This is a genomic window from Stenotrophomonas indicatrix, from assembly GCF_002750975.1.
In the GTDB taxonomy this organism is placed as follows: Bacteria; Pseudomonadota; Gammaproteobacteria; order Xanthomonadales; family Xanthomonadaceae; genus Stenotrophomonas; species Stenotrophomonas indicatrix.
The window spans coordinates 3,362,046-3,388,025 of record NZ_PEJS01000001.1 but is presented as its reverse complement, the minus strand read 5'-3'; the positions used below and the strand labels follow the sequence as shown (position 1 = coordinate 3,388,025).

18 protein-coding genes are annotated in these 25,980 nt (G+C 66.1%); 10 read left to right on the top strand and 8 right to left on the bottom strand.

Going from position 1 to position 25,980, the window contains the following annotated elements; translation table 11 throughout:
- Window positions 1-6: 6 nt before the first annotated feature.
- Complete coding sequence (locus tag CR918_RS15555; protein WP_025874116.1) at window positions 7-1,335, bottom strand: CitMHS family transporter; 1,329 nt, start codon at window positions 1,333-1,335, stop codon at window positions 7-9.
- A 78-nt stretch (window positions 1,336-1,413) separates the two neighbouring features.
- Window positions 1,414-2,550 (bottom strand): OprO/OprP family phosphate-selective porin, encoded by a 1,137-nt coding sequence (locus CR918_RS15550; protein ID WP_025874117.1) that lies wholly within the window; start codon window positions 2,548-2,550, stop codon window positions 1,414-1,416.
- A gap of 327 nt (window positions 2,551-2,877) precedes the next feature.
- Between CR918_RS15550 and CR918_RS15545 the strand changes: the two genes are divergently transcribed.
- The 4 genes from CR918_RS15545 (at window position 2,878) to CR918_RS15530 (ending at window position 6,732) form a co-directional block, all read left to right on the top strand.
- Window positions 2,878-3,567, top strand: a complete 690-nt coding sequence (locus CR918_RS15545) for a response regulator transcription factor (protein ID WP_025874118.1) — start codon at window positions 2,878-2,880, stop codon at window positions 3,565-3,567.
- Window positions 3,560-4,951, top strand: coding sequence for a sensor histidine kinase (locus CR918_RS15540; protein WP_032975453.1), 1,392 nt, complete (start codon window positions 3,560-3,562; stop codon window positions 4,949-4,951). The genes CR918_RS15545 and CR918_RS15540 overlap by 8 nt, the downstream gene beginning before the upstream one ends.
- Window positions 4,948-6,003: an ABC transporter substrate-binding protein gene (locus CR918_RS15535; RefSeq protein WP_099843610.1), complete on the top strand. Its 1,056-nt coding sequence runs from the start codon at window positions 4,948-4,950 to the stop codon at window positions 6,001-6,003. Before CR918_RS15540 ends, CR918_RS15535 begins: the two co-directional genes overlap by 4 nt.
- Before the next feature lie 72 nt (window positions 6,004-6,075).
- Entirely contained in the window at window positions 6,076-6,732 is a 657-nt protein-coding gene (locus CR918_RS15530) for a response regulator (RefSeq protein ID WP_025874121.1), read from the top strand.
- A gap of 45 nt (window positions 6,733-6,777) precedes the next feature.
- Here the strand turns inward: CR918_RS15530 and CR918_RS15525 are convergent, their stop codons facing one another.
- From CR918_RS15525 to CR918_RS15515, 4 genes are all read right to left on the bottom strand, one after another.
- Window positions 6,778-8,136, bottom strand: a complete 1,359-nt coding sequence (locus CR918_RS15525) for a GlcNAc-transferase family protein (protein WP_099843608.1) — start codon at window positions 8,134-8,136, stop codon at window positions 6,778-6,780.
- Between the two features lie 58 nt (window positions 8,137-8,194).
- Window positions 8,195-8,857, bottom strand: coding sequence for a hypothetical protein (locus CR918_RS21070; protein ID WP_133119691.1), 663 nt, complete (start codon window positions 8,855-8,857; stop codon window positions 8,195-8,197).
- A gap of 528 nt (window positions 8,858-9,385) precedes the next feature.
- Complete coding sequence (locus CR918_RS15520) at window positions 9,386-12,037, bottom strand: hybrid sensor histidine kinase/response regulator (protein WP_099843606.1); 2,652 nt, start codon at window positions 12,035-12,037, stop codon at window positions 9,386-9,388.
- A gap of 68 nt (window positions 12,038-12,105) precedes the next feature.
- Complete coding sequence (locus CR918_RS15515; RefSeq protein ID WP_025874124.1) at window positions 12,106-13,275, bottom strand: OprO/OprP family phosphate-selective porin; 1,170 nt, start codon at window positions 13,273-13,275, stop codon at window positions 12,106-12,108.
- A 331-nt stretch (window positions 13,276-13,606) separates the two neighbouring features.
- Between CR918_RS15515 and CR918_RS15510 the strand changes: the two genes are divergently transcribed.
- Both CR918_RS15510 and CR918_RS15505 read left to right on the top strand, forming a co-directional pair.
- A complete protein-coding gene (locus tag CR918_RS15510) occupies window positions 13,607-14,962 on the top strand; it encodes a dicarboxylate/amino acid:cation symporter (RefSeq protein WP_025874125.1) in 1,356 nt (451 codons plus the stop codon).
- Between the two features lie 229 nt (window positions 14,963-15,191).
- Window positions 15,192-17,483 (top strand): NADP-dependent malic enzyme, encoded by a 2,292-nt coding sequence (locus CR918_RS15505; protein WP_025874126.1) that lies wholly within the window; start codon window positions 15,192-15,194, stop codon window positions 17,481-17,483.
- Between the two features lie 531 nt (window positions 17,484-18,014).
- Here the strand turns inward: CR918_RS15505 and CR918_RS15500 are convergent.
- Window positions 18,015-18,770, bottom strand: coding sequence for a basic secretory protein-like protein (locus tag CR918_RS15500; RefSeq protein ID WP_032951610.1), 756 nt, complete (start codon window positions 18,768-18,770; stop codon window positions 18,015-18,017).
- Window positions 18,767-22,111, bottom strand: coding sequence for a GH92 family glycosyl hydrolase (locus CR918_RS15495; protein ID WP_099843604.1), 3,345 nt, complete (start codon window positions 22,109-22,111; stop codon window positions 18,767-18,769). Before CR918_RS15495 ends, CR918_RS15500 begins: the two co-directional genes overlap by 4 nt.
- Before the next feature lie 437 nt (window positions 22,112-22,548).
- Between CR918_RS15495 and CR918_RS15490 the strand changes: the two genes are divergently transcribed.
- From CR918_RS15490 to CR918_RS15475, 4 genes are all read left to right on the top strand, one after another.
- Window positions 22,549-22,746: a zinc-finger domain-containing protein gene (locus CR918_RS15490; RefSeq protein WP_025874129.1), complete on the top strand. Its 198-nt coding sequence runs from the start codon at window positions 22,549-22,551 to the stop codon at window positions 22,744-22,746.
- Between the two features lie 15 nt (window positions 22,747-22,761).
- Complete coding sequence (locus CR918_RS15485; RefSeq protein ID WP_025874130.1) at window positions 22,762-23,877, top strand: glycosyltransferase; 1,116 nt, start codon at window positions 22,762-22,764, stop codon at window positions 23,875-23,877.
- A complete protein-coding gene (locus CR918_RS15480; protein ID WP_099843602.1) occupies window positions 23,858-25,189 on the top strand; it encodes an O-antigen ligase family protein in 1,332 nt (443 codons plus the stop codon). The genes CR918_RS15485 and CR918_RS15480 overlap by 20 nt, the downstream gene beginning before the upstream one ends.
- A gap of 322 nt (window positions 25,190-25,511) precedes the next feature.
- A complete protein-coding gene (locus CR918_RS15475; RefSeq protein ID WP_099843600.1) occupies window positions 25,512-25,961 on the top strand; it encodes an REP-associated tyrosine transposase in 450 nt (149 codons plus the stop codon).
- The last annotated feature ends 19 nt before the right edge of the window (window positions 25,962-25,980 follow it).

The following is a 25,980-nucleotide window of genomic DNA, read 5'->3' as shown; positions in this document are numbered from 1 at the left end:
AGGAAATCAGGCCGTGAAGGGATAGAGCCCGAACAACAGGCCGCCGATCATCAGCAGCAGCGAAATGGCGATCGCCCACTTCAGGGTGAATTTCTGGTGGTCGGCGAATTCAACCTTGGCCAGCCCCACCAGCAGATAGGTGGAAGGCACCAGCGGGCTGAGCAGGTGCACCGGCTGCCCGGCCAGCGACGCGCGGGCCATTTCCACCGGGGTGATGCCGTAGTTGCCGGCCGCCTCGGACAGGATCGGCAGCACGCCGAAGTAGAACGCGTCGTTGGACATGAAGAAGGTGAACGGCATCGAGGCCACGGCGGTGATCACCGCCAGGTACGGGCCCCAGCTGTCTGGGATGATCGCCAGGAAGCTGTGCGACATCGCCTCGACCATGCCGGTGTTGTTGAGGATGCCGGTGAAGATGCCTGCGGCGAAGATCAGCGCCACCACCGACAGCACGCTGCCGGCATGGCTGACCACGCGGCGGCGCTGTTCGGCCAGGTTCGGGTAGTTGATCACCAGCGCGATGGCGAAGCCGATCATGAACAACACCGGCATCGGCAGCACACCGATGATGAGCGCGCTCATCAGCGCCAGGGTCAGCACCAGGTTCACCCACAGCAGCTTGGGGCGCTTGGTGTCTTCGGCGTCTTCCACGGTCGGCAGCGTGTTGCCGTCATCGGACACGCTGTTGTCCATCCAGCTGCCGCCCTTGGGCAGGGTCACCACGCCCAGGCGACGACGCTCCTTCAGGCCCAGGTACCAGGCCAGCAGCAGCACGCCGGCGCAGGCGATCACCATCGAGGGAATCAGTGGCACGAACACATCGGCAGGATCCACGTGCAGTGCGGTGGCCGCGCGTGCGGTCGGGCCGCCCCACGGGGTCAGGTTCATCACGCCACCGGCGAGAATGGTCACGCAGGTCATGTTCAGCGCGTTCATGCCCAGCCGCTGGTACAGCGGCAGCATCGCCGAGACGGTGATCATGTAGGTGGTCGAGCCATCGCCGTCGAGCGAGATCAGCATCGCCAATACGGCGGTGCCAAGCACGATCTTCATCGGGTCGCCCTTGACGAAGCGCAGGATGATCCGCACCAGCGGATCGAACAGGCCTGCATCGATCATCACGCCGAAGTAGAGGATGGCGAACATCAGCATCACGCCGGTCGGCGCGATCTTCTTGATGCCTTCCAGCATCATCTCGTCGATGCCGGCGGCGAAGCCACCGATCAGGGCGAAGATGATGGGAATGGTGATCAGGGCAACGAGCGGCGACAGTCGTTTGCTCATGATCAAGTACATGAACGTAATGACCATGCCAAAGCCGAGGATGCTCAGCATCATCTGCGGACTCCTAGAGGAAACAGGACGTGGGACGTGGAAGGGGCTCGGGAGCGTGCGCGCCCGGGGGAAACGCGTTTAGAAATCAAACTGCAGGCGCCCGGTGACCGCGCGCGTGCGATCCACCGTGGTGCCGGCCAGGCGGTCGCGGTTGCGGCTTTCGATCACGTTGAGCATGAAGCGCAGGTTGTCGCGCAGGTACCAGTTGCCGCCCAGCGTCCAGCCTTCGGTGCTGCCCCGGCGCAGGTCCGGCGCACCATCGAGGTGCTGCGCGCCCCACATCTGGTCGTAGCGCAGGGCCACTTCGAAGGCACCGGCCTTGTGGCGGATGTTCTTGACCCGGGCGAAGCGGCCGGTCTTGCGGTCGTAGGCGCGGCTTTCGCCGGTAACGAACCAGCTGAGCATGCCGTAGGCGGCCATCACGTCACCGCGCTGGGCGCCATCATCGAAGGTGGCGCCGCTGAACTCGCCCTGCCATGACAGCGGGCCGCGCACCTGCGCATATTCCAGCGACCACTTGTTGACGTCGGTATCGCGGCCGGCGGAGAAGTCGACCAGGGTCAGGCGGCTTTCGTCGGACAGATGGCCGGCCGGACGCGGACGGATCTTCAGGCCCGGGGTGCCGTTGCCGCCCGGGTTGTCATAGGCCTCGCGGGCCAGCGACAGGCCCAGGTGCAGCACGTCGCCCTCGCTGGGTGACGGCGCCCAGGTAACGCGTCCACCCGCAGCGCGGCCCTTGACCTGCCAGGCGTCGATGCTCTCCAGGCTGTACACGCTGGCCGCCCAGGTGAAATCGCCCGGATTGGCCTGCCACGAGGCGCCCAGCCGGTACAGCGGCGCCAGCGTGGTGCCGGCGTTGCCGCGCTCCAGGAAGCTGCCGTAGTTGGAACCGGTGCGGTCGTCCAGCGAGAAATACTGCTTGAACTGGCCCACGGTGAGGCGGCCGGCATCGCCGAAGCTGCGGCTCAGGTAGACGTCCTTGGCCTCGACACGGTCGCCGGAGAAATCGGCTTCCAGCTTGTAATCGACCACGAAGAACTTGCCGGACACGTCAACCCAGGCGCGGCGGATCTCGGTGTCGTCCTTGTTCGGCGTACCCCGGTTGTCGTTGTCGAAGGTGGCGAAGTCCAGGTGCAGGCGGCCGCCCACCGTGGCGGTCACTGGACGCTCGTCTTCGGCAAAGGCCGGCGCGGCCAGCGCAGCCAGGGCCATCATGGCGGCAGGACGCCGCCAGGCAATGCTCAATTCCACAAACCCTCCCAGGTGCGCGCCAGGCGCGCGGCAATCGTGGGCACCGGACGGTGCGCGGCCGCAGTCTGTGTCGCGCAAGCTGTCATCGTCCTGTCAGCGGTTTGTGCGGTGCAGCGTAAATGGTCTCCGCTGCGCTCGCCGGGCATGGCCCGGCGCTACCCGGCGACGATGCACCCGGGGGCGCCGATCCATGACCGGCGGAACAGGTCAGCATCGGTAGCGCCCGGCCATGCCCGGCGAGCGCAGCGGCGCCATGCGGTAGCATTCGTTTCCCCTCCCACTGTTGTGCCCATGCGCCTGCTGCTGGTCGAAGACAACCCGGACCTGGCCGATGCGATCATCCGTCGCATGCGCCGCAGTGGTCACGCGGTGGACTGGCAGGCCGACGGCCTGGCCGCCGCCAGCGTGCTGCGTTACCAGAGTTTCGATCTGGTGGTGCTGGATATCGGCCTGCCAAAACTGGATGGGCTGCGGGTGCTGGCCGGCATGCGCGAGCGTGGTGACAGCACACCGGTGCTGATGCTGACCGCACGCGATGGCATCGAAGATCGCGTGCAGGCACTCGATGTCGGTGCTGACGACTACCTCGGCAAGCCATTCGACTTCCGTGAATTCGAAGCGCGCTGCCGCGTGCTGCTGCGACGTGCACGCGGGCAAGCCAGCGAAGTGGTGCAGATCGGCGGCTTCCAGTTCGACAACGCTGCGCACCGGGTGACCCTGGATGGCGAGCCGATCGAGCTGCCCAACCGCGAGTATCGCCTGCTGGAGATCCTGGTCGGGCGCTTGGGCCAGGTGGTGGGCAAGGATGAGATCGGCAATGGCCTGTTCGGCTTCGATGACGAAGCCGGGCCGAATGCCATCGAGCTGTACATCGGTCGCCTGCGCAGAAAGCTGGCGGGCGCGCCGCTGCGCATCACCACGGTGCGTGGTGTCGGCTATCTGCTTGAAGCCAGCGACGGCCCGGCCGATGCCGATGGCTGACGCGCGCAGCGCAAGTGCCGCCCCCGGGTCGCTGCGGCGCACCCTGCTGCTGTACCTGGGCGCGTTGCTGGCGGTGTTCGCGGTGGCGCTGCTGTTCGCTGCACGCGACTACGGCCAACGCGCCGCCAACCGCTCCTACGACCATCTGCTGGTGTCTTCGGCCCTGTCGATCGCCGATTCGGTGGCATTGGTCGATGGCCAGTGGCAGGTGGACCTTCCGTATGCCGCGCTGGACCTTCTTGCGATGGCGCCGGAAGACCGCGTGTTCTACCGGATCGCCGACAGCCGCGGCAACCTGATCACCGGCTACGGTGACCTGCCTGCGTCGCCGCGGCGGCCGGGCACGCAACCGCAGTTGTTCGATGCGCCCTACAGCGGCGAGATCGTGCGTTTCGTGGTGGTCGGCCGCAGCTTTGCCGCGGCCTCCGCGCAGGGCGAGGTGCAGGTGCAGGTGGGGCAGACCCGGCGTGCACGCGAAGCGGTGGCGCAGGAACTGGTCACCCGCGCGCTGTTGGCCATCGGCGTGTTGTCGGGATTGCTGCTGGCACTGGTGGCGTTCGGCGTGCACCGCGCGTTCCGGCCGCTGGTGCGGGTCGAGCGCGAGCTGTCACGCCGTGAGCCGTCCGACCTGAAACCGCTCGATGCGCGCGTGCCACGCGAGATGGACCAGATGGTGGCCGCGCTGAACCGCTTCATGGAGCGCCTGTCCAGCAGCAATGAAACCCTGCGCGCGTTCATGGCCGAGGCCGCGCACCAGATGCGCACGCCGTTGGCCGCGCTGCGTGCGCAGGCACAGCTGGCGCTGGACGACGACGATCCGGAAGACATGCGGCGCAGCCTGCAGGCGATCGAGCGCAACGCCACCCACATGAGCCGGCTGCTCAACCAGCTGCTCAGCGATGCCAGCGTGATCCATCGGTCACATCTGCAGCGCTTCGCCACCGTGGACCTGGCCGAGACCGTGCACCAGGCCCTGCATGAAGCGCTGCCGCAGGCAGGGCCCGCCCCGCGCGTGCAGCTGGCGATGACGGCCGAGCCGGTGCAGGTGCATGGCGACGCGCTGCTGCTGCGCGAAGCCATCAAGAATCTGGTCGACAACGCGCTGAAGTACGGCGGCGATGGCCCCTTGCAGATCGCGCTGACCGCTGAAGGCGGGCAGGCCGTGCTGACCATCGCCGACCACGGCACCGGCATCGCCGCCGCCGATGCCGAACGCGTGTTCGAGCGTTTCGCGCGAGGCGAAGGCGCACCCTCCGGCGGTGCAGGCCTTGGCCTGGCCATCGTCAAGCGGGTGGTCGACAGCCATGGCGGCCAGATCGATCTCAGCAATCGACCGCAGGGTGGCCTGGTCGCCACCATCCGCCTGCCCCGGAGCAGCACATGATCCGCCTGTTCGTCGTTGTTGTTGCCCTGTTGCTGGCGGTGCCGGTCCTTGCCGCGCCGGGCGATGTACGCCGCTTCCCCGCCCAGGGCGCCGCCACCGCGCAGCTGCGCATCCACGGCACCACCGATATCGAGGTCTTCGCCGAGGTCATCGCCGACTACCAGCGGCTGCATCCGGGCAGCGAGGTGGTGTACGAAGACATCATCACCCAGGGCCTGTACGCGCGTTACCTGCGCGACCGCAGCGGGCCTGCGTCGCCGGACCTGCTGATCTCCAGCGGCATGGACCTGCAGACCAAGCTGGTCAACGACGGCCACGCGTTGCCACACCGCTCGCTGCAGACCCAGGCGCTGCCAGCGTGGGCGCAATGGCGTGGCGAGGCATTCGGCATCAGCTACGAACCGGTGGTGATGGTCTACAACACCCGCAGTCTGCCGGCGGCGAAAGCGCCGCACACGCGTCGACAGCTGCTGGACCTGCTGCGCGCGGAGGGGGCGCCGTTGCGCGGCAAGGTTGGCACCTACGATATCGAACGCAGCAGCGTGGGCTACCTGCTGGCGACCCAGGACGCCCAGCGCGGCAGCATCGCCGGCGCGTTGCTCGGTGCGCTGGGCGACAACGCGGTGGTGCGCGAGGAGCGTACCGGGGTGCTGCTGGACCAGGTGGCCAGCGGCCAGTTGTCGCTGGTTTACAACGTGCTGGGCTCGTATGCGCAGGCGCGTATCGATGCGGGCGCACCGCTGGCCATCGTCGAGCCGGAAGACTACACGCTGGTGGTGCTGCGTACGGCGGTGATTCCGCGCACCGGCGCGCACCCGCAGGAAGCGCGGCGTTTCCTCGATTACCTGCTGTCGCCGCGCGGCCAGCAGGTGCTTGCGCGGGAAGCGCGGCTGATGCCGATCGTGCGCAGCGATGCAGGCGGCGGGGATGCCCCTGGCCGCAGCCGTCGCCCGATCCAGCTCGGCCCCGGCCTGCTGGTCTACCTGGATGCGCTCAAGCGCCGCCAGTTCCTGGATGCATGGCGCAGCAGCGTGGAGCCGGCGGGGCGGTAGCGCCCGTACTGGTGCTCCGGTAGCGCCGGGCCATGCCCGGCGGAGGCAGTTCGCTGCCCGTACAATGGCCGCATGAGCGAATACACCATCCTGATCGCCGATGACCATCCGCTGCTGCGTTCGGCGGTGGTGCAGTCGTTGCGGCAGAGTCTGCCGCTGGCGCAGGTACGCGAGGTTGCCAGCGCCGAAGCACTGGCCACCTCGCTGGACGCACAGCCCGATGTGGATCTGGTGCTGCTGGACCTGACCATGCCGGGCGCACATGGATTCTCCGCGCTGCTGCACGTGCGCGGTTCGCACCCGGACATTCCGGTGGTGATCCTGTCCTCCAACGACCACCCGCGGGTGATCCGTCGCGCGCAGCAGTTCGGCGCGGCCGGTTTCATTCCCAAGTCCGCGCCTGCCGAAACCATCGGTGAAGCGGTGGCAGCGGTGCTCGATGGTGGCCTGTGGTTCCCGGCGATGGCCGCTGAGCGTTCCGAGGCCGACGCGTTGCTGGCCAGCCGCCTGGCGCAGCTGACGCCACAGCAGTTCCGGGTGCTGCTGTGCCTGGCCGACGGGCTGCTCAACAAGCAGATCGCCTATGAGCTGGGCCTGGCCGAAAACACGGTGAAGGTGCACGTGACCGCCATCCTGAAGAAGCTCGAATGCCACAGCCGCACGCAGGCGGCAGTGCTGGTGAAGGCGCTGGAGCCGGAAGGCGATGCGCGGGCAGGGATGGATGGTTGAACAAGGCAGAGCGTTCAGGCGGAAATCCTTCGTCTACTGCTGCCGTCAGAGAAGGACCTCTTCAACGAAGATCGAAAGCTGATGGTCCGTCGGCGTATCGTCGCTGCGCACATGTACCGCATAGCGGACAGGCAGTTGGTCTAGCGGTGCCCTGAGTGTGTCGACATACTCGACTTGACCTTCTCTTGAAAGAGCTTTCATTTCGGGCTTGGACAACTCGCGGGTGGACTGCCTTGCGCCATCCGACGAGTAGGAAGAGACGAGCACCGAGGCCGGGAAGGAAGGACAGCGAGTGGTGCAGAAAATGTGGACTCGCATTGCGCGGAAGTAGACGAGACTCCGCTTCCATTCATTCTCCTCAATGGTCTCAGACAAACTGATTGGTTCTTGGACAGTAAGGGATTCCTTGCGAACTGCTCGGAGTCGAAAGTTGATTCCAGCGTATCGCTCATATTGAAGCAATGTGCGCTGTGAGCCCAGTCCAAAGATTCCTAAGTCTTCTATATCGGATCCCGCAAGAAGGCCGACCAGAGCGAGTGTCTTTCGTAGCGCCGCGCTGGAGCGATCTTCGAGTGTCATGGAGGTGGCGGAGTTGGCTGCTGGCGGCTCTGACTGGTCGTCCCAGACCTTTGGGGCATGGTTGTCGTACAGATGCCACAGTAGGGGTACATATGGATGGTAGAACTCATATCCCTTTGTGAACGCTCGTATGGATGTTGCGATCTCTTCCGTGCAGAAGAAATGATCAGGGTCGCTCATTACTTCCTGTGTGAAGCTCCCGTCGGAGAAGATGAATCCGCCGGCTACGAATTTCGCCTTGAATGCGATCTCGCCATGAGCTGGAGAGGGGAGGCGGACAGATCGAAATTTGACTACACCGCTTGGCGAGAAGGAGTCGACGATGATTGCAGCTGTGTACTCCTGCCTTCCCGAAGGATAGGTGTCAGGCTCGAAGCTGGGGGGATATCCTGTTAGAAGCGGTTTTGGTGAGCGTACCCTTAGAAGCTCGAGTAGGCTCTTCATCTTGACGTCCCATTCGCCTGAAAAGCGGTGGTGCGAGTCGATCTGAAGATTGTAGTGCTCACCCCGGTAGCGCCGCTGGGCCAGGTTTCTTGCCCATCCGCATCCCTCGGAGTGAACATAGTCCATGTCGATCAACTCGATGTTTGCACCATGCATCCGTAAGAAGTGGACTGTCGAGCCTTCTTCGCTTGCTGTATGGGTCAATTCAAATCCGTTCGCTTCAAAGGTCTGGAGGTCCTGCTCGGCTCCGTGTTGCCAGCAGACGACAATGCGCAACAGAAATGGTGAAGTCGCGTTTCCTATCATATCCTTCAGCGTGGGTAACAACTGAACGTCTCGATAGCTTGGTATCTGTACAAAGATGGTTCTTTCCAGATTCATCAGGGATGCGGGCCTTTTGCGACCTGATGCATTGGGATGCTTCAGTCTGGTTGAAGGATTAATTGCCGCTGATCGAATTCATCGCTGGATCGGTGGAGAATATGAATCTGTTCTCATATCCTGCGCCGAGATTCTCAGATGCTTCGGCGTAGCTGTAGGTCGGGGAGGACGTGTCTGATGCAAGCCTACGCCCCCAGGCTTCATGGTCGGCATTGCTTCTGGCTCGAGCGATGCCGATGCAGATGCTAAGGCCGCATGACAGACGCTCCAGTACGGCGTCCTCACTCATTGCGCGTGTTATTGAGGATCGGTAGTGCTTTGCGAGATCCTGTGCCTCGGTGCTGGAAGCAGCGTCCTGGGTCATGCGGTCGATCGCGTCTGACGTGCTTCTGCCGGAGCGCAGGAGGTCTCCGGCAATCTGGCTTGAGATTCCGCCGTCGAAGATGAGTGCGGATTCTGACTGAAGATGTTCGAGTGATGAGACTGCGCGATGGATGGTCGCCGCCGAGTTGTCTGTTTTTGATCGCGTAGCCAAGGGCTGTGTGCTGAGATCGCTCGATCTCGCTTGATTGATTTGTGCGTCTGCCTCGGTCTTATCAAAAATGGTGCTGGCACCTGACGCTCTGTCATCGGTACATCCTCCGCAGCACATGCATAGCAGTGTTGCAGTGATCAGGCGTGAGATTTGTATGATCGAACTGGGTATGTGATTGGAACTCACGGTGGATCCTCGGTCGCGGGCTGTGGCTGTCAATCAATGGGACAATCAAACGGCCCATTGCAGTCCGGCGGTCGGGTTGTCTGGAACACTGTTCTTACGCGTCCGCCACAGCAATCGGTGACTTTCCAAGCTCCGGAAGTGTCAACATTGACGACACAGCTGTTTGTGCAGCGGTACCTCACGCCATTGAAGGTTGTTTCACTTTCTGCACTTGCATCGCCGGTTGCCAGTGCCAAGCCAGCTGCAAGAACAACGCTACCAAGAGAACACTTGTCCATTATTTACCTACGTTGTGGTCGGCCGATCTGCCGGGGAACTAGATATTCCGTACTTCAGCAGCGTAGGTCTGTCAGGGGACTGCTTGTCTTTGCTCGGAATTTGTCCACGCCTTATGGGTCTATGCTGCGCATCTCGCTCTTTCTCACTCTGCGGATATAGCGCGAAGAGGCGAGGAGATTCGGTGCGGAGTCAGCAGGGAGCAACGCCACTCGGACAGTGGCACGGCGATGTCCTTCGTGGAGGAGTCGTCTATCGCCGATGCCGCAACAGCAGCTGCGTCATCAACGCCCGCAGCGCCGGCGGCCGCACGGGCTTGAGCAGGAAGCCCCAGCCGTTCTCGGCAGCATGCACTTTCAGCGCATCATCGCGCTCAGCGGTCACCAGGATCACCGGTGGCCGCGCCTTCCACAGCGTGCACAGCGCTTCATACAGGTCCGGTCCGTGCCATTGCCCCATGCGTACGTCCAGCAGCAACAGCTGCGGCACGTTCAGCGCACTGGCGATTTCCAGTGCCCCCTGGGGGCCATCGGCAAGTTCCACATGGCAGCCCCAGCGTTCCAGCAGAGCACGGGTTGCCGCACAGACGTGGGGGTCATCATCGATGCTCCAGACCCGACATTCGCGCAGCGGGCTGTCATCGGACGGTTCGGTCGCGACGACCGGCGCCGTCGGCGGCGCAATCACCTCGTCGGCGCGCCCGAGTGCCACGCTCACCGTGAATACGCTGCCCTTGCCCAGCGTGGAACGCAGGCTGATGCGGTGGCCGAGCAGTCGACCGATGCGTTCGACGATGGCCAGGCCCAGGCCGGCGCCACGTTCCTGCTCCACGCCGTCGTTCAGGCGCCGGAATTCTTCGAAGATCTCGCCCTGCAGGCTTTCCGGAATGCCTGGTCCCTGGTCATGCACCTCGATGCGCAGCTGGTCGCCTGCACGCCGGCAGCCGATCAGCACGCGGCCACGTGGCGTATAGCGCAGTGCATTGGACAGGAAGTTCTGCAGGATGCGCCGCAGCAGTGCTTCGTCGCTGACGATCACCGCACGGGTGTCCACCCAGTCCAGCTGCAGGCCGCGGCTCTGTGCGGCGATGCCGAACTCGCGCGCCAGGGTTTCCAGCAAGGGAGACAGCGCGAATGCGCGCACCCGTACCTGCAACGACCCCGACTCCAGCCGTGAAATATCCAGCAGGCTGTTGAGGATCGCGTCCTGCGCGGCCAGTGCGGCGTCGATATGGTCGCTGGTCTGTTGCTGTTCGGGGTCGGTGAGCTTGCCGCGCAGCACCGACACGAACATGCGCGCGGCGTTCAGCGGCTGCAGCAGGTCGTGCACGGCCGAGGCGACGAAGCGGGTCTTGTAACGGTTGGCCTGCTCGGCTTCGCGGCGGGCTTCGTCCAGATCCTGGGTGCGTTCGGCCACGCGGTGTTCCAGCGCATCGGCGAGCGAACGCAGCTCGCGTGCAGCGTTCTTGTAGCTGGTGATGTCGGCATAGCTGGTGACGAAGCCACCGTCGGGCAGCGGGTTGCCGCGGATCTCCAGCACCGTGCCGTCGTCCTTCTCGCTCTCGCGCATGTGTGGGCGGCCACTGCGCAGGTGGGTCAGGCGGCGTTCGATGGCCTCGTCGATCGGGCCGGGCCCCAACAGGCCGCGACGTGCGTTGAAGCGGAACAGTTCCTCGATCGGACGGCCCACCCGCACCAGCCCCGCCGGGAAGCGGAACAGCTCCAGATAGCGCGAATTCCACGCGACCAGACGCTGTTCCTTGTCGATCACCACCACGCCCTGCGGCAGATGTTCGAGGCTGCGGCTCAAGCCAACGTCGGCATCGGTCGCGGCTTCCAGCAAGCCGTCCTGGGCGGTCCGCAGTTCCTGTGCATGCTGCTTGAGCAGGGTTTCCAGTTCACGCCGGCTGCGCTGGCGGTGCTTGGACAGGCGACGCCGTTGCTGCACGAACAGCACCAGGAAACCCAGCGCCAGCCAAGCGGCGGCGCCGGCCACTGCCGCGCCGCGGCCGGCGCTGGTGGCCGCGCTGGCGTCGTGCAGCAGGTGCAGGCTCCAGTCTTCGTCGGGCAGCGGCAGGGTCTGCCACAGCATCGCCTGCGGCAGTGCCGGGTCGAGCAGGCGCACCATGCGGCCGCCATCGGCCAGCACGTCCTCGGTGCGCACGCGCAGCGGCTGCAGCGAGCGGTCGGCGTACTGCCGCGCCGCGCGCATCTCGCGGCGTTCCTCCGTGCCGAGCGGGCGCAGCAGGCGGTAGCGCCAGGCATCGCGGTTGGCCAGGAACACCACGTCGTGGTTGTCGCTGGTCAGCACCACATCCGGGCTGTTCAACCATTCCTGTTCCAGCGCCGACAGCTCGATCTTGATCACGATCACGCCGATGCGCTGGCTGTCGGCATCGAGGATGGCCTCGGACATGAAGTAGCCGGGCACGCCGGTGGTCATGCCGATGCCGTAGAAGCGACCACGACCATGGGCCAGCGCCTGCTGGTAGTACGGACGGTAGCTGTAATCCTCGCCGACGTTGCTGGTCGGCTGGTCCCAGTTGCTGGCGGCCACGGCCACGCCATCGCGGCCGACCAGGGTCAGTGTCGAGGTGCGGGTAACCTGGTTGGCGCGCTGCAGTTTGAGGTTCAGGCGCTGCCGCTCGGCGGGCTGGGGCGGCACCTGCAGCGCATGCAGCAGGTCCGGGTCCAGCGCCATCACCTGCGGCAGGGTGCCGAACCGGTCGATGCGCTGTTGCAGGCCCTGGCCATACAGCTGCAGCTGGCGCTGCACCTGCGCGCTTTCGGTGCCCAGTGCGCGACGCCAGGCATAGTGGCCTGCGGCAGCCGCGCACAGCACGGTGCCGGCCACCATCACCAGAACGGTCAGCAACTGCAGGCGGTGGCGGCTGAGCCAGTACATGGCGGCAGTCTACGCAGGGCCGGCGGGCGTGGCATGCACGCCCGCCGGGATCTGACGCGTGGAAGGGATCAGAAGTGCATCTGCGCGCGAAGTTCGAAGATCTCCGGGGTGCTGCGCACACCGCGACGGCTGGCGTCGACCTTCACGTAGTTGGCCTGGAACTTGAAGTGGCTGGTCAGGTACCAGTTCGCGCCCAGGGTCAGGTCGTGCTGGCGGCCACCAAGGATGCTGCCGTCGTCCAGGTCCAGGCGGCTGTAGCGGGCCACCAGTTCCACCGCACCGTAGTCGTGCGCCGGCTTGATGTTGGCAACGGCGCCGGCGTTGTAAGGGCGTGATTCGCCGGTCAGCACCCAGCTGGCCATCGCGTACTGACCGTGGCCGGTGTAGTCGGGCTTGCCATCATTGCGGGTGACGGTGGCCTGCAGCGCTTCGGCCTGCAGCGAGAACGGACCGCGGATCCAGATGCCTTCCAGGCCGGTGCGGCGGATCTGGTCGGCGGTGACCAGCGCCCCCGAATCGACCAGGCGGATGTCGGTCAGGCCGGCTTCCGGACGGGCCCGCAGGCGCGCGCTGGCTTCGTGGTGCACGTCGCGGCCATCGTGGTAACCGCGCGGATTTTCCTGCGAATAGGCCAGGCCGAGGTGGATCACATCGCCCGGTGCCTTCACCGGCGTCCACACCGCACGCACCGCCTGGGTGGTGCCGGGGTTGTCGCCCTGCAGGTCCTTGCCGCCATAGGCGCCGGCCTGCAGCAGGTACTGCGGACGCTCCAGCACCCATTCCACGCCGGTGCGGCGGCCTGCGTAGAACGCCTGCACGGGCAGCGCGGTTTCCAGGAAGCTGCCGGCGCGCGAGGAGGTGTTGGCATCCAGGCCGACCGGGGTCTTCATGTAGCCGAAGCGGAAGCGGCCGACATCGCGGCCGAAGAACGCCTTGCTCTCCAAGCGCACGAACACGTCCAGCCAGGTATCGGCCTGGAAATCGTAGTAGACCATCGCGTCGTACACGCCCTTCTTTTTCAGGGTCGCGCCGAACTCCTTGCGACGCACCGCATCGTCATCCTCGATGCCGCTGGCGGACGAGAAGTCGTTGTAGTCGTAGGCGATGTTGGCGGTAGCGGCCAGCTCGGTGCCGTCGCCGAAGGCGTACTTGGTCGGCCAGTTGTCGAAATCCGCAGCGGATGCGAAGGCGGGGAGGGCGGCCAGGGAAAGGGCCAGCAAGGTGGGAATCGGGCGCATGGGTGGTGCGGCTCTCTCGGATTGCGTGTGGACAGGACAACAACGGCCGCGATGGCCGGAACTTTCGCAATGACGCGCCCGGCCGTTCAGGTCGGGCCACCGGCGTCCCCGCGATCAGGGGTGCGGCGCCAGTGTAGGCAGCGCAGCCACCTGAACCGGGGGGCTAGTACCAATAGGTTATCTGCGCCGGCGTGCCCGGCGCGTACAAAGGCGTCCATTGGTCGCACCCCTGCGCCTGCAGTCACGGGGCGTGCGGTCAGTTTCCACGGTAACGGTTCCCGTGCATTTCCGGGGCCGTACGTGCCTGAAAACGCCCCTTCCGGAGTCCGCCATGCACATCCCGACCGCTGCGCCGGTGCCCAGCAAGCCGTTGCCGCTCTACCGCCAACTGTATTTCCAGGTGATCGTGGCGATCGTCCTGGGTGCTGTCCTCGGCCACTACGAGCCGCTGATCGGCGAGAAGATGAAGCCGCTCGGCGATGCCTTCATCAACCTGGTGAAGATGATCATCGCCCCGGTGATCTTCCTGACCATCGTCACCGGCATCGCCGGCATGACGCACCTGCGCACGGTGGGCCGGGTGTTCGCCAAGGCGATGGCGTATTTCCTGTTCTTCTCCACGCTGGCGCTGATCGTCGGCATGATCGTGGCGCACGTGGTGCAGCCCGGCGCCGGCATGAACATCAACCCGGCCGAGCTGGACCAGACCGCGGTGCACAGCTATGTCGAGAAGTCGCACGACCTGACCCTGGTCGGCTTCCTGATGGACATCATCCCGAAGACGCTGATCAGCGCCTTCGTTGACGGCAACATCCTGCAGGTGCTGTTCGTGGCGGTGCTGTTCGGCATCGCGCTGGCCTCGGTGGGCGAGAAGGGCAAGCCGATCCAGAACTTCCTGGAAGCGCTGGTCGCGCCGGTGTTCAAGCTGGTGCACATCCTGATGAAGGCCGCGCCGATCGGTGCCTTCGGTGCCATCGCCTTCACCATCGGCAAGTACGGCGTCGGCTCGCTGGTCAACCTGGCCTGGCTGGTCGGCTCGTTCTACCTCACCGCGTTCCTGTTCGTTGCGGTGATCCTGGGCGTGGTCTGCCGCCTGTGTGGCTTCTCGGTGTTCAAGCTGGCCCGTTACCTGAAGGCCGAGCTGCTGCTGGTGCTGGGCACCTCGTCGTCGGAGTCGGCGCTGCCGTCGCTGATGGAGAAGATGGAACGTGCCGGCTGCAGCAAGTCGGTGGTCGGCCTGGTGGTCCCCACCGGTTACTCGTTCAACCTGGACGGCACCAACATCTACATGACCCTGGCCGCGCTGTTCATCGCCCAGGCCACCAACACCGAGCTGACCCTGGGCCACCAGATCGCGCTGCTGCTGGTGGCGATGCTCAGCTCCAAGGGCGCTGCCGGCGTCACCGGTGCCGGCTTCATCACCCTGGCCGCCACCCTGGCAGTGGTGCCGGAAGTGCCGGTGGCCGGCATGGCGCTGATCCTGGGCGTGGACCGCTTCATGAGCGAGTGCCGCTCGCTGACCAACTTCATCGGCAACGCGGTGGCCACGGTGGTGGTCTCGCGCTGGGAAGGTGCGCTGGACCGCGACCGCCTGAAGCTGGCGCTGGATGGTCGCGAAAGCGAACTGCCGCCGCCGGTCGATGCCGTGCCGCTGGCGATGACCGAGGCGCTGCCCGCCAAGGGCTGATCCGGGTGTGTGGTACTGCGGGGCCGGTCACGACAGTGGCACGGCCCCGCAGCGTTTCAAGGCGTCCCACGGCTGTCATCGCCAGCGCCGAAGCTGTGCTCTGGTAACGTCGCATACGCCATGGAATTGTGCGGTCGCAGCATCACTGCGACAGCATAGCGACAGGTCCGACCGCTCCAACGGGGGTATGATCCCCTGTCCCTTCTGCCCATTCATGTAACCCACATCGATGTCCAACGAAGATTTCAAACAGGCCGCCCTCGATTACCACCGGATGTCTCCGCCCGGCAAGATCAAGGTTTCCGCTACCAAGCCCATGCTGACCCAGCGCGACCTGTCGCTGGCGTATTCGCCGGGCGTGGCGTACGCCTGTGAAGCGATCAAGGCCGATCCGCAGCAGGCCAGCGAGCTGACCGCCCGCGGCAACCTGGTGGCGGTGATCTCCAACGGCACCGCGGTGCTGGGCCTGGGCAACATCGGCGCGCTGGCCGGCAAGCCGGTGATGGAAGGCAAGGGCGTGCTGTTCCAGAAGTTCGCCGGCATCGATGTGTTCGACATCGAAGTGGACGAGAACGACCCGGACAAGCTGGTCGACATCATCGCCTCGCTGGAGCCGACCTTCGGCGGCATCAACCTGGAAGACATCAAGGCACCGGAGTGCTTCATCGTCGAGCGCAAGCTGCGCGAGCGCATGAAGATCCCGGTGTTCCATGACGACCAGCACGGCACGGCGATCATCGTCGGTGCTGCGGTGCTGAACGCCATGGCGATCACCGGCAAGAAGATCGAAGAAGTGAAGCTGGCGACCACGGGCATGGGCGCGGCCGGCATTTCCTGCGTGAACATGCTGGTGCAGCTGGGCCTGAAGCCGGAGAACATCCTGGCCTTCGACCGCGAAGGCGTGATCCACACCGGCCGTACCGACCTGGACCCGGAAAAGCTGCGCTATGCGCGCGACACCGACAAGCGCACCCTGGCCGAGATCGTCGATGGCGCGGACATCTTCCTGGGCCTGTCGGCGCCGGGCATCCTGACCGCCGAGATGGTCAAGACGATGGCGCCGGACCCGGTGATCTTCGCCCTGGCCAACCCGACCCCGGAAATCATGCCGGAACTGGTGCGCGCCGCGCGTCCGGACGCGATCATCGGTACCGGCCGTTCGGACTACCCGAACCAGGTCAACAACGTGCTGTGCTTCCCGTACCTGTTCCGCGGTGCGCTGGACGTCGGTGCGACCGCGATCAACGAGGAAATGAAGATCGCCTGCGTGCGCGCGATCGCCGCGCTGGCCCGCCGCGCCGCCACCGACATGGGCTCTGCCTATGGCGGTGAGACCCCCAGCTTCGGCCGCGAATACCTGATCCCGCGTCCGTTCGACCGCCGCCTGCTGGTGGAGCTGTCGGCCGCCGTGGCCCAGGCCGCGATGGATTCGGGCGTGGCCGCCCGTCCGATCGCCGACATGGAAGCCTACCGGCAGAAGCTGTCGCAGTTCGTCTACCGCACCAGCCTGATGATGAAGCCGGTCTACGATCGCGCGCGCAGCGACAAGCAGCGCGTGGTGTATGCCGAGGGCGAAGAAGAAGTGGTGCTGCAGGCGGTGCAGAACGTGGTCGACGACGGCCTGGCACATCCGATCCTGATCGGCCGCCCGGAAGTGATCGAATCGCGCATCGAGCGCCTCGGCCTGCGCCTGAAGATCGGCGAGAACATTGAAGTCACCAACATCAATGACGATCCGCGCTTCAACGAATACTGGCAGTACTACCACGGCCTGACCGGCCGTCGTGGCGTCACCGTGGCCGCCGCCAAGAACCTGATGCGTTCGCGCCCGACCCTGATCGCTGCAGTGATGGTGGCCCGTGGCGAAGCCGATGCGATGCTGACCGGCATCGTCGGCCGCTTCCACAAGAAGCTGGGTTACGTGCGCAGCGTGCTGCCGCTGGAATCGAAGGTCACCTCGACCTCGGCGATGACCGGCGTGATCAACCAGCAGGGTGTGTTCTTCTTCGTCGATACGCACGTGCAGGAAGACCCGACCGCAGAGCAGCTGTGCGAAGCGACCCTGCAGGCCGCTTACCGCATGAAGTTGTTCGGCGTCGAACCGAAGGTGGCACTGCTGTCGCACTCCAACTTCGGCAGCCACGATTCGAAGGATGCGCTGAAGATGCGCCAGGTGCGCGAGCTGCTGCTCAAGCGCAACCCGCGTCTGAACGTGGACGGCGAAATGCAGGGCGACACCGCATGGGATGAAGCCCTGCGCCAGAAGCTGCTGCCGGGCTCGACCCTGCAGGGCCGTGCCAACCTGTTCGTGCTGCCGAACCTGGAAGCGGCCAACATCGCCTACAACCTGGTGCGCGTGTTCACCGATGGCGTGGCGATCGGTCCGATCCTGATGGGCGTCAACAAGCCGGTGCACATCCTGACCACCAGCGCGACCTCGCGCCGGATCCTGAACATGACCGCGATCGCCGCGGTTGATGCGCAGATCCGCAAGCAGATCGAAGCGGAAAAGAAGGCATAAGTCTTCGTTCCGCTGCGATCTGCAGAAACGCGCCCCACGGGGCGCGTTTCTGTTTCCGCAACGCGGAAACGGTAGTGCCGGCCGCTGGCCGGCAACCGCGCAGCGCGGCGCTTCCCGTATTCCGCCGGGCATGGCCCGGCGCTACCGGAGAAGCAGCGCGGAAACGGTAGTGCCGGCCGTTGGCCGGCGAGCGCGCAGCGCGGCACTTTCTGTATTCCGCCGGGCATGGCCCGGCGAGCGCGCAGCGCGGCGCTTCCCGTGTTCCGCCGGGCATGCCCCGGCTCTACCGGAGAACTGCAGCCGTCCGGTAATCGCCCTGCAACCTCGCTGCGGCCCAATACGCCCACGCGGCCTGGCCGTGGGAAGGGACCGGACCGGCCTTCCCACCCTGGGCCCGACCAACTTTCCATGGGCGGAGCAGTGTCATGCGCAGTCGAGTGAGCAAGCGGTATTTCCAGCAGTTGTTCGCGCTGTACGCCGGCTTCGTGCAGTTGCGTTGAAAGCCGGGGCATCGCCCCGGCAACGTCGAGCTTACCGCCGCTTCGCGCGCCGCGCGGGCGGCGGCGCAGGGGCCGGGGAGCGCGGTTTGGCATACTCCGCCCACAGCGCCGGCAGGGTCTTGCCGGTGTGTTTCTGCCACAGCGCCGGCGCATAGCGCCCGTCGCGCAGATCCTTGTCCAGTGCCAGCACCAGTCCCGGGTGCGCCGCTTCGGCCCACTTCAGGAAGGCACCGGTCACCCGGTAGCCGCTTTCCACCGTCTGGCCCTGGCTCAGCTTGTCCGGCAACGCCCAGCCGGCAGCGGCGTTGTTCATGCCGTAGCGATCGCGGGCGTAGTCGGCAATGCCCTCCACCAGCCAGCCCGGCACGCGCTTGTCGCCATAGCTGGGGTAGCCCTGCACGATGTGCATCGCTTCGTGGGTGACCAGATCGATGTCATCCGGGTGCTGGACCAGCCAGCCCGGATTGATCGTGATCGTGCTGGCCTTGTCCTTGTCGCCGACGAAGGCGACGCCGTTGTACGCCGGATCGATCACGATGCGCACCTCGTTCGGCGCGGCCGGGCGGAAGTCCGCACGCTCGCGCAGGTAAGCAAAGTAGAACGTATCGATGATGCGCTTGCGCACCGGCGCGGCCAGCGCGCCGGTGGCATCCTGGTAGTACAGGGTCACCCCGTCACGGCTGACCTGGCCATCGAAGGCCTGGGTCTGCGGTTGTGCGTGGCTGAGGCTGGGAAATACAAGGGCGGCAAGAGCGAGGGGGAGCAAACGTAGGCGCATGGACGTCATTGTAGGGGGGAGGGCGCCAACAGTTCGATCTCGGCCAGCTGCAGGCGCCCCGGCGCAGCCAGGCGCAGACGGTACTCGGCGTAGCGTGAGGGCGAGGCGATACGGAACGGGCGGGTCTGCCGCGCCGAGGTGAAGTCTTCGCCGCGTCGCTGGTCCAGCGTTACCCAGCGCCCGTTGCCGGCACGCGCTTCCAGCGTCCACTCACCGCCACGGATCGTGCCGTCACCGCTGGTCAGCGTGTACATCGTCGGTACGCCATCGCCCACGTGGCTCAGTGCGATGGTCACGCCGCCGCCCAGCGGCACGGCCGTGTTGGCATCGTCGTCGATCAGCGCGGGCAGGGCACGGCCATCAGCCAGTGCCGCCTGCGCGCCGTTGCCGAGCAGATCGTGCAGCAACTGCGGGCGCTGGCCACGGGCGGTCAGCGAGCGCGGTACATCATCCGCGCCGCTGCCCCAGCGTGACGGCTGCGGGCCCATCACGAAGTCCAGGGTTGCACCCTTGGCGATCACTTCGTGCGGCACCCAGGTTTTGCTCCACGGCTTGCCGTTGATCTTCAGCGACTGCACGTACACGTTCTCCGGCGAATTCTGCGGTGCATTGACGGTCAACACCGCGCCGCCCTGCAGCTCGACGCGCGCATGCTGGAACGCCGGCGAACCAATCACGTACTCCGGCGCACCCATGCGCAGCGGATACAGGCCCAGCGAGGCCAGCACGTACCACGCCGAGGTCTCGCCGTTGTCCTCGTCGCCCGGATAGCCCTGGCCGATCTCGCTGCCGACATACAGCCGCGACAGGATCTCGCGCACATGCTGCTGGGTCTTCCACGGCTGCCCGGCATACAGGTACATCCACGGGATGTGGTGTGCCGGCTGGTTGCTGTGCGCGTACATGCCCATGCGCACGTCGCGCGCTTCGGTCATCTCATGGATGGTGCCGCCGTAGGAGCCGGCGAATGCGGCGTCGGCGGTTTCCGGGGTGGCGAAGAAGGTATCGAGCTTGGCGGCCAGCTTGTCGCGGCCACCGTACAGCGCGGCCAAGCCTTCGCCATCGTGCGCGGCGGTGAAGGCGAACGTCCAGCCATTGGATTCGGTGTAGTCGTGGCCCCACACGCGCGGGTCGTAGTCCTTGGCCTGCAGGCGCCAACTGCCATCGGGCCTGCGGCCCTGGAAGAAGCCGGCGGCCGGATCGAACAACGTCGCGTAGCTGCCGGCGCGGTGGCGGAAGTAGTCGGCCTCGGTGGCGTAGCGTTCGCGTGCGGACGGTGTGGTCGCGCGCTTGGCCAGGGCATCGGCCATGTTGGCGATGCCGAAATCATTGAGCGCACCTTCCATCGTCCACGACATGCCTTCATGCACGTCGGCGCTGGCATAGCCGCGGAACGTCGAACGATCCATGCCCTTGCGGCCGACGTGGCGGTCCGGTGGCACCACGGTGGCGTTCTTCAGCGCTGCGGCGTAGGCCTCTTCCGGATCGAAGCCACCGATGCCCTTCAGCCACGCATCGGCGAAGGCGACGTCCGAGCTGGTGCCGACCATCAGGTCCGCGTAGCCCGGCGAGGACCAGCGCGCGACCCAGCCACCGGCGCGGTACTGCTCGATGAAGCCCTGTACCAGCTGCCCGGCATCATCCGGGGTGAACAGCGCATACGCCGGCCAGGTGGTGCGGAACGTGTCCCAGAAGCCGTTGTTGACGAAGACCTTGCCGTCGCGCACCGGTGCGAAGCTGCGCGTCGCGCTGCCGTCGGTGTTGTCATCGGCGGCGCTGGCCTGGCTGGCATAGCGCCACTCGGGCGCGGCGGCGGTGCCCACATTCTCGTGGCCGGAATTGGGGTACAGGTACAGCCGGTACAGGCTGGAGTACAGCGTGGTCTTCTGGTCGTCACTGGCATTGCCGATGTCGAAACGGGCCAGGCGCGCATCCCACGCATCCTGTGCGCGTCCGGCCACGCTTTCCAGCGTATCGGCGGCGGCGATTTCCAGTGCCAGGTTGTGCCGCGCCTGCTCGACGGAGATCAACGAGGTGGCGATGCGCATCGTCACCCGGCGCTCGCTGCCTGGGTCGAACTTGATGTAGCCGGTCGGGCGGCCGGTGCCGATCTGGCCGCTGCTGCGCCACGGCCTGTCGAAGCTGGCCACCACGTACATGCGGGTGGCGCCGTTGGACAGGCCGCTGCGGGTATCGGTGTAGCCGGTCAACGTCTGCGTGGCGGCATCGAGGGTGAGTCCGCCGCGGGCATCGACGTTGTCGAACAGCAGGTTGGCGTCGCCGCCTTCGGGGAACTCGAAGCGGAACAGCGCGGCATGGTCGGTGGGGGCGATGGACGCGGCGATGCCGTTGTCGAAGCGCACGTCGTAGCGGTACGGGCGCGCGTTTTCCTGCGTGCGGTCGAAGGACAACGCCCGCTTGCTGCGGTCCGCTTCGGGCACACCGCGCGTGGCGGAGGGCATCACCTGGAAGGTCTGGCGGTCGCCCATCCACGGGCTGGGCTGGTGGCTCAGCGCCAACGCCTGCAGCTGCGGCCGGTTCTTCGCATCGTTCTGCTCGTTCCAGCGGTACAGCCAGTTCAGTGCGCCGGCATCGGTCACCGGCGTCCAGAAGTTGAAACCGTGCGGTACCGCAGTGGCCGGGAAGTTGTTGCCGCGCGAGAAGGTGCCGTTGGCCTGGGTTCCGCGCGTGGTCAGTACCCAGTTGGAGACCCGCTGCGGCGCCTGCCGTGGCTGCACGTCCAGGCGCACGTCGTCGATCCAGCCCGACACAGGCGCGCCATTGGCGCTGGCCACCTCGAGCTCGATGGCCAGCACGCGGCGGCCCTTCAGCGCCGGCATGTCGCCCAGCCTGACCGCCTTGCGCGCCCACTGCTGCGGGTACAACGTCTTCGAATCGCCCTGCGCCCGTGCGCCCAGCGCTACGCCGTGCTGGTCGCGCGCGCCACTGGCGGAGACGCGGCTGCCATCGTCCAGCAGCAGGTCCAGCGAGACATAGGTGGAGGCCACGGTGTCCTTGCCGACGATCTCCGGCAATACCAGCCAGGACAGCGTGGTGTCGGTGTCGATGGGCAGATCGGTCTTGAACAGTTCGCGGCGTGCCTGGCCGCCACTGGTGCTGTAGTGCAACGCATGCAGGCCGCTGTAGCCGACGTTGCGCTTGGCCGCGTACGGCGCGCCGGGGCCACTGCCGACGTCGATGGACAAGGTGCCATCGGACCTGGCCGGTGCCGGTTCGCCCGGCTCGAAGGAGGTCTGCAGCCCTTGCGCCAGCACCGGCGTCGCAGTGGTCGCACAGGCCAGGGCCAGGGCGAGCGGAAGCAGGGCGCGGCGCGGATCGTACAGGGTCATGCAGGGTCTCCCGGTAGGGCAGGCGGCAGGCAGAACCCGCATCGGCGAACACCACGGACAGCATCGCCCCGTCCGCCGCAGGGCAGTCGGGAGGCGATGCAGGTCCGGTGGGGGGCGGGCCATGCGATCGGGTCAGGAATGGATCGCTGCCGATGCTGCAACAGCCGGCAGCGCCCTGACAAGTGCCATTTAGTTCGATCCAAATGCGGGAAATTCGAACGACGACCGATTCCGCGCGGAACTGACTGGCCTGCCTGGGATTTCCCGCCGACGGGGGCAGGGCGACGGCGGCGCGGGAGGGGCAGGGCGGTCGCACGTGGCTGCACCGGCGAAGGCTGCAAGCGGGCCGCCGCGCGCAGCGGCCACGCCGCGCACGGTGTTTGCCGGGCCCAGATGCTAGAATCGCAGGCCTCGCAATCCGTTCATCGACATCCGCCATGAGCCATACCGCCACCGCGCCCGCCAACGCCGAAAAGCGCTACACCGTGCACCGCAGCGATCTGCCGCTGAGCTGCCCGACCCCGGAAATGGCGCTGTGGAACTCGCATCCGCGGGTGTACCTGCCGATCGAAGACGAACCCAACGGGCAAGCGCAGTGTGCTTACTGCGGCGCCGTGTTCGTGCTGGCCGACTAAACGGCTGCCCCCTCGATGCGCCGATTGACCGTGGTGCAGTTGCTGCCGGCGCTGCACTCCGGCGGTGTCGAGCGCTCGACCCTTGAAATCGCCGCGGCCCTGGTCGCTGCCGGCCATCGCGCGCTGGTGGTGTCCGCTGGTGGTCGCCTGGTGCAGCCGCTGCTCGACAGCGGTGCCGAGCACCTGACCCTGGATATCGGCCGCAAGTCGCTGCTGACGCTGCGCCATCTGCCTACCCTGCGTCGCCTGTTCACCGAAGTGGGCGCCGACATCGTCCACGCCCGTTCGCGCCTGCCGGCGTGGCTGGGGCTGTACGCGATCCGTGCGATGCAGCCGGCGCAACGCCCGCATTGGGTGACTACCGTGCATGGGCTGAATTCGCCCAGCCGCTACAGCGCGGTGATGACCAGCGGCGAACGCGTGATCTGTGTGTCCAACAGCGTGCGCGACTACGTACACACGCATTACCCGACGGTGCCGCACGACAGGCTGCAGGTGATCCCGCGCGGGGTGGATGTCAGCCAGTTCCCGCGCGTGGCACGCGCTGATCGGCGTCCCCGGCTGGCGCTGGCGGCCGACTACCCGTGGCTGGCCCAGGTCGACGGACCGCTGTTGCTACTGCCCGGTCGCGGCACCCGCCTGAAAGGCCACGCCCACGCGTTGCAGCTGCTTGCCGATGTCCGTGCAGCAGGCGTGCCGGCACAGTTGTGGATGCTGGGCACCGACGAGCCTGGCCGGGAAGCCTATGTGGCAGAGCTGCGCAGGCAGGCGGCCGCACTGGGCGTGACCGGGGCGGTGCACATCAGTACGCCGACTGCGCGCATCGCCCAGGCGTACGCCGCCAGCGATCTGGTGCTGCAGCTGTCGGACAAACCGGAAGCCTTTGGTCGCACCGTGGTCGAAGCGTTGTCGGTCGGCCGCCCGGTGCTGGGTTGGAACCATGGTGGGGTCGGCGAACTGCTGCAGCAGCTGCAACCCAGTGGCGCCGTGCCGCTGGGCAATGCGCAGCTGCTGGGTGAACGTGCGCTGGCCCTGCTGGCACAGCCGCCGTCGCTGCCGGGCCGTATCCCGTTTACCCTGCAGGCCATGCAGCGCGATACCCTCCGTCTTTATGCCGACCTCGCTGGCTGACGCCACGCCGCCCCTGCGCGATGAGCGCGCCGGCCGCTGGGCACCTTGGTGGGTGCTGGCCTACGTTGCGTTGTGGCCGCTGCCGGGTATTGCCGAAACAGTGCTGGGCCTGGGGGCGTTGTACGCCGCCGCACGCATGGTCATCCGCCGGGTGCAGCATCGCCCTCATCTGCTGAGCCCGGCAGCGTGGGCACTGACATCGATTCTTTTCCTTGGCTACTGGTTGCCGCAGGCCTTCTCGGCCTTCGATGCCGTGGACCCTTCGGCGTCGTGGACCAAGGCTGCGGCCGGGCTGCGCTATCTGCCTTTCATGTGGCTGGTGGCGATCGCCGTGGCCACCCCGCAGCGGCGGCGCCTGACCTTGGGTGGGTTGGCGGTGATCACCGGCCTGTGGACGCTCGATGCGCTGGTGCAGGCACTGGCAGGCACCAGCCCCTGGTTCTGGTCGCTGCAGCAGATCAAGCTGGCCATCAGCGGCAACGCATTGTGCCCGGCTGAAGAAGCCGCGCTGGCCGACCGTCTCAGCGGCGCGCTTGGGCCGTGCAACCTGAAATTCGGCCAGGTGCTGGCAAGTCTTTCGCCGTTCCTGTTGTTGCCGGTGGCGCGCCGTTTCGGCAATGCGGGCTGGTTGCTGGCCGTCGCCGCGGTGGGCGTGGTGCTGCTGCTGGCCGGCTCGCGTGCCTCATGGATCACCTTCGGCCTGGTGGTCGCCTACAGCGGCGTGCGCCAACTGGGATGGAAGCGGCTGGGTCTGCTGGCACTGGCCGCTGTGCTCACGGCGGGCGTGTTGACGGCCAGCGTGCCGCAGCTGCGTGAGCGTGTGGCGCGAACGGCAATGGCCTGGGACGGTGGCGAGGACGGGGTCGAGCAGGCTCTGTCCGGTCGTACCCGCATCTGGAGTGCGGCGGCCTGCATGATCGAAGCACACCCGATCAATGGTGTCGGTGCACGTGGCTTCCGCGATGCCTATCCCCACTGCGTTGCGGATGAAGGACCGGCGGTGTGGGGCACCATGCCCGCGCTGCACGCCCATCAGATCGTGCTGGAGATCCTGGCCGAGACAGGTGTGCTGGGGCTGCTGCTGTGGCTGGCGGCGGTGGCACAGGCATGGCGGGCATGGCGTTTCGCCCCGGCCCCGGCGCGCGAACGTGCACGCCCGGCAATGCTGGCACTGGCGGTCACCGTGTTCCCGCTCAATACGCACCTGGCGTTCTATTCCGCGTTCTGGGGCGGCTTGACCGTCCTGCTCGCCGCGCTGTTCGTCGGCACGTTGCTGGCGCGCGAACCGGACGATCAGCCGGGCGCCGGGTAATTTCCGCATCCACGCATGGCGTGGATCTACTGAATCGCGCGGGGTTGGGGAACGTCTCGTCCACGCATGGCGTGGATCTACTTGCGTGTGCGGGTTGGGCCCTATCCACGCATGGCGTGGATCTACTGGATTGTGCGGGGTGGCTGGTCGTATCCACGCATGGCGTGGATCTCCGGGGACGTGTCTGGCGGGGGAGCAGTAGATCCACGCCATGCGTGGATGGGCTTTCCCATGAACATTGGCCGGTGTCGCGGCTTTTCCCGACTGGCCGCAGGGTGGTCCGCCAATGCAAGGATGACCGGGCAAACCGCAGTCTGTCCCCATGGCAAGCCCCAGACTCCGCTACGGTCGCTACTCCCGCACGGGAAATGTCTATTCCCTGACCGCGACAACACACGGCCGGGAGCCATTCTTCTCCGACGCAGGCAATGTCGCTGTGCTGGTGGACGCGCTGCGCTTCGTCGAACGCAGCGGCATCAGCCACAGCCTCGCCTGGGTGGTGATGCCCGACCACCTGCACTGGTTGATGGAGCTGCAGAAGGGAACGCTGGCCCAGTGCATGGCATTGCTGAAATCACGCAGCAGCCGGCAGCTGAACCGGATATCGGGACGAAAAGGGCCGCTCTGGCAGCACGGCTATCACGACCATGCGGTGCGTACCGATGAATCCCTTCATGACAAGGCGATGTACATCCTGGGCAATCCGGTGCGGGCCGGATTGGCTGGTGGGCTGGGGGACTACCCTCACGCCTGGTGTCGTTGGCCGTTGTAGATTCCGGCATCGGAAGAGA

Excerpts from the sequence above, each read along its gene's own strand:
- CR918_RS15510 (WP_025874125.1), top strand. The coding sequence starts at position 13,607 with ATGCACATCCCGACCGCTGCGCCGGTGCCCAGCAAGCCGTTGCCGCTC.
- CR918_RS15505 (WP_025874126.1), top strand. The coding sequence starts at position 15,192 with ATGTCCAACGAAGATTTCAAACAGGCCGCCCTCGATTACCACCGGATG.
- CR918_RS15490 (WP_025874129.1), top strand. The coding sequence starts at position 22,549 with ATGAGCCATACCGCCACCGCGCCCGCCAACGCCGAAAAGCGCTACACC.
- CR918_RS15480 (WP_099843602.1), top strand. The coding sequence starts at position 23,858 with ATGCCGACCTCGCTGGCTGACGCCACGCCGCCCCTGCGCGATGAGCGC.
- CR918_RS15485 (WP_025874130.1), top strand. The coding sequence starts at position 22,762 with ATGCGCCGATTGACCGTGGTGCAGTTGCTGCCGGCGCTGCACTCCGGC.
- CR918_RS15520 (WP_099843606.1), bottom strand. The coding sequence starts at position 12,037 with ATGTACTGGCTCAGCCGCCACCGCCTGCAGTTGCTGACCGTTCTGGTG.
- CR918_RS15540 (WP_032975453.1), top strand. The coding sequence starts at position 3,560 with ATGGCTGACGCGCGCAGCGCAAGTGCCGCCCCCGGGTCGCTGCGGCGC.
- CR918_RS15555 (WP_025874116.1), bottom strand. The coding sequence starts at position 1,335 with ATGCTGAGCATCCTCGGCTTTGGCATGGTCATTACGTTCATGTACTTG.
- CR918_RS15535 (WP_099843610.1), top strand. The coding sequence starts at position 4,948 with ATGATCCGCCTGTTCGTCGTTGTTGTTGCCCTGTTGCTGGCGGTGCCG.
- CR918_RS15550 (WP_025874117.1), bottom strand. The coding sequence starts at position 2,550 with ATGATGGCCCTGGCTGCGCTGGCCGCGCCGGCCTTTGCCGAAGACGAG.
- CR918_RS15525 (WP_099843608.1), bottom strand. The coding sequence starts at position 8,136 with ATGAATCTGGAAAGAACCATCTTTGTACAGATACCAAGCTATCGAGAC.
- CR918_RS15495 (WP_099843604.1), bottom strand. The coding sequence starts at position 22,111 with ATGACCCTGTACGATCCGCGCCGCGCCCTGCTTCCGCTCGCCCTGGCC.
- CR918_RS15545 (WP_025874118.1), top strand. The coding sequence starts at position 2,878 with ATGCGCCTGCTGCTGGTCGAAGACAACCCGGACCTGGCCGATGCGATC.
- CR918_RS15515 (WP_025874124.1), bottom strand. The coding sequence starts at position 13,275 with ATGCGCCCGATTCCCACCTTGCTGGCCCTTTCCCTGGCCGCCCTCCCC.
- CR918_RS15500 (WP_032951610.1), bottom strand. The coding sequence starts at position 18,770 with ATGACGTCCATGCGCCTACGTTTGCTCCCCCTCGCTCTTGCCGCCCTT.
- CR918_RS15475 (WP_099843600.1), top strand. The coding sequence starts at position 25,512 with ATGGCAAGCCCCAGACTCCGCTACGGTCGCTACTCCCGCACGGGAAAT.
- CR918_RS15530 (WP_025874121.1), top strand. The coding sequence starts at position 6,076 with ATGAGCGAATACACCATCCTGATCGCCGATGACCATCCGCTGCTGCGT.